This is a genomic window from Methylobacterium variabile (genome assembly GCF_001043975.1).
GTDB classification, from domain to species: Bacteria; Pseudomonadota; Alphaproteobacteria; order Rhizobiales; family Beijerinckiaceae; genus Methylobacterium; species Methylobacterium variabile.
The window spans coordinates 1-10653 of record NZ_LABY01000130.1 but is presented as its reverse complement, the minus strand read 5'-3'; the positions used below and the strand labels follow the sequence as shown (position 1 = coordinate 10653).

Below are 10653 nucleotides of genomic sequence, written 5' to 3'. Positions count from 1 at the left end.
CGCCATGGCCGGGGCGGCCTATGTCGGCGGCCCGATCGCGGGCACCCAGACGGCCCGGGGGGCCCTGGACTACTTCGGCACCAACCGCGCCGCCCGCATCCATGCCTGGTCGGGCGACGCCACGGCGGCGGGACTGGAATTCTGGTCCGGCGCCGCGGGCGCCTCGACGGTCAAGGTCTGGTCGGTGTCCAATACGGGCGCCGTGACGTCCAGCGCGCTCGCCGGCACGGGCAGCCGCGCGCTCTGCGTCAACTCCAGTGGCACGATCTACGCGGCGACGGGCACCTCCTGCCCCTGATCCTCCGGTGCTGAGCCGGCACACCGCGACCCTGGACAGGGCGGCATTCTTTGCGGCTGTCCGCAAGCCTGCGACAGCGATCAGGCGCGCTGCACGTGAGACCCGACAGATGGAGATCCCGATGACCGCCCCGCTCGCCCGCGCGATCGGTGGGCTGCTGCTCTTCGCGCTCGCGTGCCAGCCGGCCGACGCGCAGAAGGGCATGGCGCCGACCTACAAGAGGATCCAGATCACGGATCCCGGCTCGACCGGCGATGCGTCGCTGTTCAGCGTCGCTCCGCCGGGAGGCGCGCCGCGGCCCCTCTCGACGGTCACGATCCCGCTCGACCCTGCCGCCATCGGGTTCTCACCCGGCCTGCGCACCCTGCTCGACGCCGTCGCGAAGCGGCCGGCGACGCCGAGCGACCGGCTGTTCGGCAGCCTGCCGCTGACCCCCTACGACTACCTGCCCACAGCGGTGCAGAAGACTGCGGTGCGGACCGCCACCGGGACGGTCGATGCCGCCCCGGTGTTCCAGGCGTGGCTCGACGACCTCGTCGCGCAGGCGGGCGACGGCAACATCGTGGCGGACGTGCCCGATGGCGAGTGGGTGTTCTCCCGGGCCGCGCGGGTCTACGTACGCAGCCCGGGCAAGAACAGGACCCTGACCTTGAGGATGGGGCGCGGCGCGAAATTCGTTGCGGGCCCCGCCAACCAGTACCGCTTCCTGAACAAGGGCGCGTGGGATGCGGCCGGCAACACCCTGTCCGACGCCTCGGGCGTCTCGGGGGACGTCTGGACGGCGGTGAGCGCCAACGACAACCTCACGGGCTTCGCACAGGTCGCTACCGTGCAAGTCGGCGACCGGATCTGGAAGCGGCCCGACGGGCGCTACCAGAAGATCCTCGCCACTCCCCTCTACGACCGGCAGTTCTGGAACGCGGCCACGGGTCAGGACGATGCGGGCAACGCCCCCTATGCCTCGGGCGGCTGCGACGAGAACCGCGCCTTCGTCGTCGGCCGGGGCGGCTCCTACGCGCTCGACGGCATCACGTCGTGGGCCATCGGCGACGAGGGCCTGTGCGTCCAGAATGCATGGCGCAAGTTGACGATCCGCGGCGGCACCTATCGCGGCACGATCGACCTCGCGACGACCGTCACCAACCCGAGCACCTTCCCGCTTAACAATACGAGCTGCACGCCCGGCGACTGGTATACCTTCGTCAGCCCGGCCGGAGGCCCGGCGGGGCCGACCCTCGTCCAGCTCGACAGCACCCACACCACCGGCTTCGGCGACAGCTCCGTGCTCGCGCCCGGCGACAAGGTGATGTGCGTGGGCGTCGGGTCGGGGCGCTGGCACAAGGCCTATGCCGGCCCGACGCCGCGGGGCCGGATCCGGCCTTCGGATTTCACGATCAACGAGCGGCGCTACCTCGGCGCCGTCTCGGCCGGGACTCCGGCCGGGCTCGTCGGCCCGGATGTGAAAGACTACCCCTTCGAGAGCAAGGGCGCGTTCGGGGCCGTCTATGAGATCGCCGAGGACTTCGCCTACGGCGGCAAGACCTACCTGGCCGGCACGTCCCTGTACTTCGGCGCCAAGGGCCTTGAGACGATCGAGCGTGACCCGGATTGGGATCGCGGCATCTTCCACTTCTTTGTCGACCAGAAGAGCACCGTGCGGCTCGAGGGCCCGCTCCAGGTCGTCTCGCGGATCGACGGTATCGCGACGCCCGAGCTCTCGAACGGCATCGCCGTGCGGGTCCACAGCACCGAGAGAAACACCCAGCCGCAAGGATACCTGTTTCAAGGCTCCATGTTCTCGGCGGAGCTGTACTCCGAGAGCGACGTCGCCGATCCCGGCTACGCCCAGTTCCGAAGCGGCAACTGGCGCAAGATGATCGAGACGCTGTCGATCTTCGGGCCCGAGATCCGGGCCGGCTCGACGGCGCGCACGACCCAGCAAGGCGGCGCACAACGGGCGGCCTCGCTGATCGCCACGCCGCGGGCGTTCGAGGCCGCGATCGACTTCATCGACAGCTCCGTTCCCGTGGCGGATCTCCACGCCAACGGCGCATTCGGCCGGGCGATCGGGATCTTCGCCCGGGGCTGGGACGTGATGAACACCTCGATCGAGGGCGGCCGCGTCCACCTCGTGGGCGCCGGCCTGGTGGACGGCGTGCGCGTCCACATGGGCTTCCGGCAGATCGGCGCCTACGTGCCGACGGTGATCCTGCGCTTCGGCGACGTGGCGGCCAACCGCTACCTCGCCCGGATCCAGGGCCGCAGCGGCGTCGTGGTCGACCTCGGCGTGCCGATCCTGGCCGACACGCTCACCAGTGCCCCGATCGTGCCCAAGCCGGCGCTCCTCTACGTCGAGGACTGCACCGACGTGCAGGTCAACAACGGCGTGCCGTCGGGCGGGTCGTACACCAGCGCGGCGTCCTACAGCTCGGTCATCCGGACCGGGGGCGTCGTGACCGGCCTGACGGTGCGGGGGCTGAGCCTGCCCGTGACCTTCCGCGGCGTCGTCTTCGATCTCGCCCACAACGGCAATGCGGCCCTGGGGGACGGCACGAAGCTCAACTTGGGCCCGGCCTACGATCCAACGGTGCGCGTCGCGCCGATCGGCGGGTACGCGGGGGACGTCTCGGGCTCGCAGGGTGGGGTCAAGCTGAGCGTCGGCAAGGCTTACCTGAGGGACGTCCTCGGGCCGGTCGCGGCCGCCGCCGCCGCCGACTTCCCCACCCCCGGCCGGGTCTCGGTCCTGCCGGGCGGCACGAAGCTCGTCACGGTGACGACGACCGTCGCGCTCGGGAGCGACGGCAAGGGCACCATCGCCTTCCCCACGGGGGCCGTCTCGGGCGCAAGCCCGTTCACGGCTCCGCCGCTCGTGATCGTGCAGCCCGCGTTCAACTACGTGGGCGGGGCGACGCAGGTCTCGGGCACGCCGACCGCGAGCGGCTTTCAGGTCGTCAACGGCAGCGTGGCCAGCCAGACGGTTTCCGTCACGTACATCGCGATCGGGCCGTAGGCGCGCCGGTCGGTCCGGCGTGTCTCGCCGCGCGGGCCCGCCCTCCCCGGGGCGGGCCCGTAGCCCCTGTCCTCCACAGCCTCATCTCGCGAGCGATGCCGACCGAGCGCCACACCCTCTCCCCCGGGGCCTGGGTCGATGCCGGCCCGACCTGCTGCTGACATCCAGACGATCCGGAGATCCTGATGACCGCGACGACATTCGAGCGGGCGCTTCCGCTCGTCCTGAAGCACGAGGGCGGCTACGTCGACCACCCAGCCGACCCAGGCGGCGCCACCAACCTCGGGGTGACGATCGGCACGCTATCGACCGTCCTCGGCCGCGCCGCCACCAAGGCGGAGGTGCGGGCACTCACCGTCGCCAAGGTCGCCCCCATCTACCGGCAGCGGTACTGGGATGCGATCGAGGGCGACGAGCTCCCGGCCGGCCTGGACTACGCGGTGTTCGACTGGGCGGTGAACAGCGGGCCGGCGCGGGCAGCCATGGCGCTGCAGCGCCTCGTCGGGGTGGCGGACGACGGCAAGATCGGGCCCATCACCCTCAAGGCCGTAGCGGGCCACGACCGGCAGAAGCTGATCGGCTCGCTCTGCGACGCCCGGCTCACGTTCCTCGAGGCCCTGTCCACCTGGCCGACCTTCGGCAAGGGCTGGTCGAGTCGCGTGGCCGGCGTCCGGAAGGATGCGCTCGCGATGATCGCGCAGGCGCCGGCAATCCCGACCTGCCCGGCCTGCGGCAAACCGTTGGCGGCCTGATGGGCGCCCGCGGCAAGCTGCGCACCGCAGAGGGCGGCCTGCTCCTCTTCTGGTGCCCCGGGTGCGACGGCGCGCATAACGTGCGTCCTCGGGACGGATCCGGCCGGGGATGGTCGTTCAACGGTAGCTACGACCGCCCGACTTTCTCCCCATCCGTGCTCGTGCGCGGCGTCCAGCCGATCACCGATGCCGAGCACGCGGCGCTCGTGAGAGGCGAGCGCGTCGAGCCTCGCCCCTTCGTCTGCCACTCCTTCGTGACGGATGGGCAGATCCAATTCCTCGGCGACTGCACCCATGCGCTCGCCGGGCAGACCGTTCCGCTGCCGGACTTCGACGCAGCGTAGACCCGCGCCGGCCGGGCCAGCCGAGCAGAGCTTCCCTCATTACGGGGCAGCTCCCCCCATAAGCTCCCCTCATAAGGACACCACCATGCACCGCACCTTCCTCGCGGCGCTGGCGCTCGCCGGCGTCTGCTCTCCCGCTATGGCCGGCGCCGTCCCGGTCGCCGAGATCCTGCCCGCCGTCGGCAGCCCGGCCCACGGCCTCGCCCTCGGCCTGACGATCCTCGGTCTGTGCTTTGTCGCTGCCGGTGCATCGTTCCTGCTGTGGGTCGCGCCACGGAGGCCGATCCCCCTGGCGTTCGCCGCCCTCGTCGGTCTGCTGTGGGTCGGCTCCGCCGTCGCCGCCGAGGTCGCTACGGTCGGCGACACCGCCGTCATCCTGCCCTGGGGCCAGTGGGTGACGGCCATCGCCCAGACTGCGACGGAGATCCTGATCCCGGTCATCGTGGCGGCGGTTGGCATCGCTGCCCGGCACCTGCCCTGGTACGTCCGGATGTGGTTCACCACCCAGCGGATCGACCGCATGGTGCGCCTGGCCGCCGACTACGCGCTGAACGCCGTCGAGGGTGCCACCGCCGGCAAGGCCGCCTCGATCGACGTCGGATACCCGCTGCTGAAGGCGGGCCTCGAGCGCGCCATCGGCTCGTCGCCGCAGTGGCTGATCGATGCCGCCGGCGGCACGAAAGGCATCACCGAGCGCCTGTTCCGCGCCTTCCACTTCGACGAGACGGTGACCGACGCCAACACGCTGACGCCGTTCCTCGAGCGCCTCCCGGCGGCGGTGAAGTAGCCGCCAGCCACCGGCCCGCAGCACCAGGAGACGCGCCATGCGCTTCAACCGCGGCCGCTGCTGGTTGGCCTACCTCGCCCCCTGGCATGACGGAACGATGCTCCACTACGATCCCGATCCCGCCCTCAACGAGCGCATCCGCCGCGCCGTCCGTTACGGCCAGACCCGGTGGGCCGAGGTCTGGCTGAGCGCCATCATGGTCACGGTCGGTGCTGTGATCCTCTACCCGGCCCCGACCTTCGTAGGCCCGCAGTGGCGGGTCATCGCCTCCTTCGTCACCGAGGCGCAGGCCGGCGCCATCTCCATCGCGGTCGGCGCGGCGCGGCTCGCGGCGCTCATTATCAACGGGCGGCGCGGCCGGGAGACGAGCTTCGTCCGCACCATCGGATGCATGGGCGGATTCGCCTTCTGGTCGGCGCTCTTCGTCGGCTTCGCGCTCGCCTACCCGCCAGCCAATATCGGCATCGCGCTGTTCTCGGTCTTCGCCATCGCCGAGCTCCACTCCTCCGGCCGGGCCGCCTCCGACATGGCGGCCGAGGACACGTTCGGGATGCGGAAGAGGCGGCGCGCCGCAGCCGGGAGGGAAGCCGAGGAGAGGAGGCATGCCCTTGGCGGATCCGGTCGCAACGCTCGATAGCTGGCCCGCCATCGCCATCGCTGTCACCGCAGCCGTAGGGGCGGCCCTCGTCCCGATCAACGCTTTCGTGAAGACCATGCTGGACTACCGCCTCGAGGCGATGAAGGCGGAGCACCTGAAGCCGGAGACCGCACGGGAGATCGCGACCACGGCGGGCAGCGCGGTCTTCGACAGCATCGCGATCGCGGACCTGACGACGGCGATTAAGGGGCTCACCGCCGCGATCGTGGCGGACACTGCCGCCGATCAGGCAGCCCATGCGGACCAACTCACGGGCGTTCTGAGCCGGCTGGTGCCGATCCTTGAACGAATGGATGAGCGGGAGCCGCCGCCGACGCGGCCGGGCCGGCAGCATCGGTAACTCGGAACCACCCCTTGCGCCCGCCCGTTGGCCCGGCGGATCTTCAAGGCCCGAGGCCCGACCTTCAGCCCCGCCGGCAGCCGCCGAGCGGGGTTTTTTCGTGCTCACGCTCCTGAGCGATCAGCTCCATGGCGTGATGGACGAGTTGTACGTGGGAAGCACCCACTTGGAGTGTTATATGAGAAACAAGAGGACCCCATGGCCGACGCAGCCCTTTTGGATCTGATCCACCACCTGACGTGGCAGCCGCCAGCGCTCATGGCGCCAGCGCCTGCCAACATGGGCGGCAGCGCCGCAGTCAAGGCCTACGAAGCATTCCTGACAAAGAATGAGGCTGATGCCGCAGAGTGGAAGCGGAAGGGAATAGCAGTCCGCGAGGCTCTGTGGAAATCGATCGTCTCCGGCGACGAGGGTCTGACTATCGATGATTTATCGGAGATTATTGCTCGGTACGAAAAGAATTTGCGTCGTGAGGCGCGCATAGTCGAAAGATTGAAGCGCAGCGCATCGAGAGAATTGAAAGAAGCAACAACTAAGGACAGGGCGCTAGTGGGCCGTCTGAATGGAAGATTGCTGGCGCTTGTGGAAGATTATTATAATGACAGTCAGGATCTGGCCTTGTTTCTGAGGGCAGCTCGAGCTGAAATTAATCCCGAGGCGCGCGGCGGTCCAAACTTCGACAACCCAGATGATTTGGAGGCATACCTGCTTTCGGCCGTGGCATGACCCGTTCTGTCACGCCCACGCCGGCCTTCTTAAAGGCATTGAAGCGCCTTCCACCTCACCGCCAAAAGGCCACTGTCCGCGCGCTCACAAAATTCATGGGCGATCCGATCCTCCCAAGCCTCGACTTTCGAGCTCTGAGCGGAGCTGCTGGATACCACATCATCGACCCTGGCAGTGGCGACCGCGTCATCCTCCGTAAGAAGGAGGAGGGGCCGGTCGAAACATATGAAGCGGTCGATGTCGGTCCGCACGACAACGTCTACCGAGCGTGGAACAGGCGGTAGGAGAGTGCACTGCCCATGGACTGCCTGACGTACCCGTCAGCCCGCCCAGCTCACCCCGCGGCGGGCTTTTCTACGTCCGGACCCCACCCTTCCGGCCACGGCACGTCCTGCCCGACGACGCGGATCACGCCTCCGGATCCGGCTCCAGGGAGGCGGGCTCCAGCTTCGGCCACGGCTTCGGCTCCATCTTCCACCCGGTCGCGGCGGTGATCCGCTCGTAGTGCGCCTTCATGTCCTTCATCACCGACACGTTGCGGGAGGCGCACTCCGAGCACCTCAGGCGCAGGGCCATGTCCGGAAACGGCAGATCAGCCGGGAACGGGTCGGTGCTGATGACGACGCGCCGGCGACAGCCGTGGCAGGAAACGGCGGCGGTGGTCTCCCCTTCCGCGCGCAACGCCCCGATCGTGGGCGGCGCGATCTCTCGGCCCTGCTCGTCGTAGGAGCGGCGCGGATTGCGGCCGCGTCTCACTCCTCACCCCCGCTGTTCATCGCCACGAAGTCGCGCGCCCGATCGTAGGCCCATCGGATCAGGCCAGCTTCAAGCGGGTCGTCCGGGTCCAGATCCTCCCAGGCTGGGCACTGCTGGATGCGGTGGCGCGTCAGCTCGTGCAGCTCGCGGGCGATGACGTCGAGGGGTTCGGGATCGGCGGGAGGGTGGGTCGCTGGAGGCCTTGGTCGTTAGGGCCTCGATCCGCTCGCCGAAACGTTTCCGCTGACGCCGTTAACTACCACAGCTTTGTCAGCTATGAACTTTATAATATTTTTCGCTCTCCAGTTTTGAGAGTGAGAGATTGAAGCAGTGGCGGCTGGCATATAGTTAAATTGATTATTTTTTGCAGCATCCTTTGCAGCTGCGGCAGCCACCTTGCCTTCCACCGATATATATTCTCCATTTACATAACATTCCACGACAGAGTTAAGATCGCTTATGTTGCGTATCATTACTTCGCGATGCTGCGCATCGGCATACGAGTGGCCGAGTTTTCCAGCGGTGGACCGAAGTTCAAGGCCGCGAGCTTCAATCAATTGCCTGTCAACGACCGCGAAAACGATGAAACCTCTCTCAATGTATTCTTTATGGTACGCAAAAGCGGCAGCAATCAAATGTGCCTGGTCTTCCTCATCAATCTCGAATAGTGAAAGGCCAAATTTATCTCGTATTGTCGGAGTGAACTCTCGAAATGCCCATGATGGAACATCCGAAAGCGATCTGTGTGCGTCGGACTCCCCTTGAAAACTAACCCATTGTTGGTGTTCTTCTAGCATCCTCAGCAATAATGTCATAATCTTGCCGCCGCCAAAGCTCCCCGAAGAACCGAACGGACAAATTTATTTGTCTCATTTTTTATGATATCAGGCAATAAATCTTTCGCCAAAGTCGGGTCGATAGCGCTTATAGCGCGTCCAGCAGCTGCGCGCCCAGCAGGATCGCCTCCAGACAATACAGTCAGCGCGATCGCTTTGGTTTCTGCATCGGCGATAACCAGCCCATCAGCGACGTCATTTAAGGTGATCGCGACGTTTTCGGCTTCTCTAATCTGCGTATCTTCTTTCGATAGCGCCGATTCCTGTGTGCTCATATAAGAATACGCGCCGCCTTCCTGCGGGCGTTCAGCCGAAAGTATATCCACGGCTCTAGTCAGGGCTTCAATCTTGCGCGTCAAAGCAGAGATGTTATATTGAGTTTGCGCTTCGAAATCTGCGAAGCGTCTAATAATTCTTTCCTCGCCCGTTTGTTGGCTGCCATCTGCTTTAATCGCAACAAGTGCTTGAGGGCCAGGTAGAACTGTCCATCCGCGCTGGCGGTTGAAGGGCACACCAGCAGCGTTGCCATCTGCACGCTGTTCATATTTCCGGCCAATAAGTATATCTGCTGATAACGAGCCCTGTGAAAGCTTGTAGTGCGGCACTAGTTCTGCCGTATATGTCGGCTTAACATATTCGATGGAAACCGGCGGGATATCTGACAAATCAACCGATGGCATTGTATCCCTCCCGCGCAATATTAAGCGCAATGTCAGAAGTTTCTTTGATTGACATTAATGCCTGATCTGTATTTAGCGGCTCCATGAGTTCGCCATACACATCAACATATAGATGCGCCGCATGCATCTGCGCAACGTTGCTTGCAGCTTGGGATGATACAATATTTACAAACTGCATTTGCACTGTAGTTATGCGGAACATCTGTTGAATTTTTCTCAAAGCTTGTATTTCCGAATGGCGAGGTACTACAACTTGGTAGTAAAAATCTATACTACCGTCGGGCATGGGTACATTCGGAGCCAACCTTGAAGCATTGATGGCTGCGGCGTTCCGACTATCAGCAGGTGTTATGCCTTGCAAAACTGTTGCACTTCTGCCGACACTTAAATCAGGGACTATTTTTCGGGCCTCATCAATCAAAGCGGCAATCCCAGTTTCGAAACTTGGAATTTTCGTCAGTGCGATCGGCCCGCCTGGAACTTGAGACCCTTGAACTATTAGATCAATTCGGCTTGTATGCGCTTGGATTTGCAGCTGCATATCATGCAGTTCGCCCTGGGCAACTGTATGTCCGGGAGCGATGGTCTGAAATGCTGTTGGTTGAGTATCAAACATTGTTCCCCACACCTGCAAGGCATTGCGCCCTTGCGGCGTGTTCAGAAACAGAGCTATCTGTGCGCTCTCGTGATTTTCAACCATAGAGTGTCGGTTCCAAGAGCCATATCCGTCACGCATGAAATAGACAGCTTTCGGGTTCGTATCAATGAGCCCTGCGAGCTTCGCATCCTGTTGAATGCATCGAAAAATTCAGAACCCATTGATGCGGGCCGATGCGGTAAGCCATTGGTTTTGCTGGAAAACAGCCCACCAAACGGTGGAAATTTGAGATGGTATCGGCACACCGGGTCAACCTACGGATGCCAACAGCACCGCCGTCCGCACGGCATTCCGCCGCCGGGCCGGCGTCGCATCCTCGACCGCGAGCTCGTCGGCCGACCACTGGTGCGCCAGGACGGCCGCGGCGACGTCGATGCTGCCCTTCCGGATCTCCAGCACCGCCGGCTTCGACGGGTCAGCGAGGTAGGCCAAGATCGCCGCGTCGAGCGCTTCAGGGGTCAGGAGCTTCGCACGGTAGGCCTCGCCACCGGTCATCGCTTGAACTCCCAGATCGCCAACATGCCCGGCATCTTCACCCGCTCGTGCCGATAGCAGGTCCGGAGCCCGATCTTGATCCACTCAGCCGTGACATCGTGCACGCCAGCCAACAAGGGAATCAGGATCCCGCAGTAGTCGGCGCGCAGCGTGCCGGTGACCGGCCCTACACCGAACAGTCGCAGCGTGTCCCACCCCGCCGCGTGAGCCTGCATCCCCCACCGCTCCACGAACTCGCCGCAGCGCCGGTGCGTCTCGGCCCATTCGTCGGGGCGGAGGCCGGGACAGGCGCGCGGGCCGGTGGAGCGGCTGG

The 10653-nt window shown here is 65.0% G+C and carries 14 protein-coding genes; 8 read left to right on the top strand and 6 right to left on the bottom strand.

Annotated features, from left to right (window positions below):
• The 8 genes from VQ02_RS38275 to VQ02_RS37280 form a co-directional block, all read left to right on the top strand.
• Nucleotides 1–298, top strand: a 298-nt coding sequence (locus tag VQ02_RS38275; protein ID WP_167350767.1) for a hypothetical protein, incomplete at its 5' end; no start/stop codon positions are given.
• Between the two features lie 121 nt (nt 299–419).
• Nucleotides 420–3308 carry a hypothetical protein gene (locus tag VQ02_RS18570; RefSeq protein ID WP_157080695.1) on the top strand — a complete coding sequence of 963 codons (2889 nt, stop codon included), beginning with the start codon at nt 420–422 and terminating at the stop codon, nt 3306–3308.
• 185 nt (nt 3309–3493) lie between these two features.
• The gene (locus VQ02_RS18565; RefSeq protein ID WP_048445691.1) at nt 3494–4060 is read left to right on the top strand and encodes a glycoside hydrolase family 108 protein; all 567 of its coding nucleotides are present in this window, start codon (nt 3494–3496) and stop codon (nt 4058–4060) included.
• Nucleotides 4060–4404 carry a ubiquitination-like system serine protease family protein gene (locus VQ02_RS18560; RefSeq protein WP_048445690.1) on the top strand — a complete coding sequence of 115 codons (345 nt, stop codon included), beginning with the start codon at nt 4060–4062 and terminating at the stop codon, nt 4402–4404. The genes VQ02_RS18565 and VQ02_RS18560 overlap by 1 nt, the downstream gene beginning before the upstream one ends.
• Before the next feature lie 85 nt (nt 4405–4489).
• Nucleotides 4490–5191: a hypothetical protein gene (locus tag VQ02_RS18555; protein WP_053080433.1), complete on the top strand. Its 702-nt coding sequence runs from the start codon at nt 4490–4492 to the stop codon at nt 5189–5191.
• 37 nt (nt 5192–5228) lie between these two features.
• Complete coding sequence (locus VQ02_RS38750; protein ID WP_063838492.1) at nt 5229–5828, top strand: hypothetical protein; 600 nt, start codon at nt 5229–5231, stop codon at nt 5826–5828.
• Nucleotides 5794–6189, top strand: a complete 396-nt coding sequence (locus tag VQ02_RS18545; RefSeq protein WP_048445689.1) for a hypothetical protein — start codon at nt 5794–5796, stop codon at nt 6187–6189. The genes VQ02_RS38750 and VQ02_RS18545 overlap by 35 nt, the downstream gene beginning before the upstream one ends.
• A gap of 198 nt (nt 6190–6387) precedes the next feature.
• Nucleotides 6388–6915: a hypothetical protein gene (locus VQ02_RS37280; RefSeq protein WP_157080694.1), complete on the top strand. Its 528-nt coding sequence runs from the start codon at nt 6388–6390 to the stop codon at nt 6913–6915.
• 408 nt (nt 6916–7323) lie between these two features.
• Here the strand turns inward: VQ02_RS37280 and VQ02_RS38745 are convergent, their stop codons facing one another.
• From VQ02_RS38745 to VQ02_RS38270, 6 genes are all read right to left on the bottom strand, one after another.
• Complete coding sequence (locus tag VQ02_RS38745; protein WP_048445687.1) at nt 7324–7671, bottom strand: hypothetical protein; 348 nt, start codon at nt 7669–7671, stop codon at nt 7324–7326.
• 209 nt (nt 7672–7880) lie between these two features.
• Nucleotides 7881–8486 carry a hypothetical protein gene (locus tag VQ02_RS37270; protein ID WP_157080693.1) on the bottom strand — a complete coding sequence of 202 codons (606 nt, stop codon included), beginning with the start codon at nt 8484–8486 and terminating at the stop codon, nt 7881–7883.
• Nucleotides 8483–9187, bottom strand: coding sequence for a hypothetical protein (locus VQ02_RS37265; RefSeq protein ID WP_157080692.1), 705 nt, complete (start codon nt 9185–9187; stop codon nt 8483–8485). The genes VQ02_RS37270 and VQ02_RS37265 overlap by 4 nt, the downstream gene beginning before the upstream one ends.
• Nucleotides 9174–9923 (bottom strand): hypothetical protein, encoded by a 750-nt coding sequence (locus VQ02_RS37260; protein ID WP_157080691.1) that lies wholly within the window; start codon nt 9921–9923, stop codon nt 9174–9176. Before VQ02_RS37260 ends, VQ02_RS37265 begins: the two co-directional genes overlap by 14 nt.
• 171 nt (nt 9924–10094) lie before the next feature.
• A complete protein-coding gene (locus VQ02_RS18530) occupies nt 10095–10340 on the bottom strand; it encodes a hypothetical protein (RefSeq protein WP_048445686.1) in 246 nt (81 codons plus the stop codon).
• Nucleotides 10337–10653, bottom strand: a 317-nt coding sequence (locus tag VQ02_RS38270; RefSeq protein WP_048445685.1) for a hypothetical protein, incomplete at its 5' end; no start/stop codon positions are given. The genes VQ02_RS38270 and VQ02_RS18530, both read right to left, overlap by 4 nt.

Bases quoted from the DNA above. Each gene is read 5' to 3' on its own strand.
- VQ02_RS18565 (WP_048445691.1), top strand. From the start codon at position 3,494: ATGACCGCGACGACATTCGAGCGGGCGCTTCCGCTCGTCCTGAAGCAC.
- VQ02_RS18570 (WP_157080695.1), top strand. From the start codon at position 420: ATGACCGCCCCGCTCGCCCGCGCGATCGGTGGGCTGCTGCTCTTCGCG.
- VQ02_RS37270 (WP_157080693.1), bottom strand. From the start codon at position 8,486: ATGACATTATTGCTGAGGATGCTAGAAGAACACCAACAATGGGTTAGT.
- VQ02_RS18545 (WP_048445689.1), top strand. From the start codon at position 5,794: ATGCCCTTGGCGGATCCGGTCGCAACGCTCGATAGCTGGCCCGCCATC.
- VQ02_RS37280 (WP_157080694.1), top strand. From the start codon at position 6,388: ATGGCCGACGCAGCCCTTTTGGATCTGATCCACCACCTGACGTGGCAG.
- VQ02_RS37260 (WP_157080691.1), bottom strand. From the start codon at position 9,923: ATGCGTGACGGATATGGCTCTTGGAACCGACACTCTATGGTTGAAAAT.
- VQ02_RS37265 (WP_157080692.1), bottom strand. From the start codon at position 9,187: ATGCCATCGGTTGATTTGTCAGATATCCCGCCGGTTTCCATCGAATAT.
- VQ02_RS38750 (WP_063838492.1), top strand. From the start codon at position 5,229: ATGCGCTTCAACCGCGGCCGCTGCTGGTTGGCCTACCTCGCCCCCTGG.
- VQ02_RS18530 (WP_048445686.1), bottom strand. From the start codon at position 10,340: ATGACCGGTGGCGAGGCCTACCGTGCGAAGCTCCTGACCCCTGAAGCG.
- VQ02_RS18555 (WP_053080433.1), top strand. From the start codon at position 4,490: ATGCACCGCACCTTCCTCGCGGCGCTGGCGCTCGCCGGCGTCTGCTCT.
- VQ02_RS18560 (WP_048445690.1), top strand. From the start codon at position 4,060: ATGGGCGCCCGCGGCAAGCTGCGCACCGCAGAGGGCGGCCTGCTCCTC.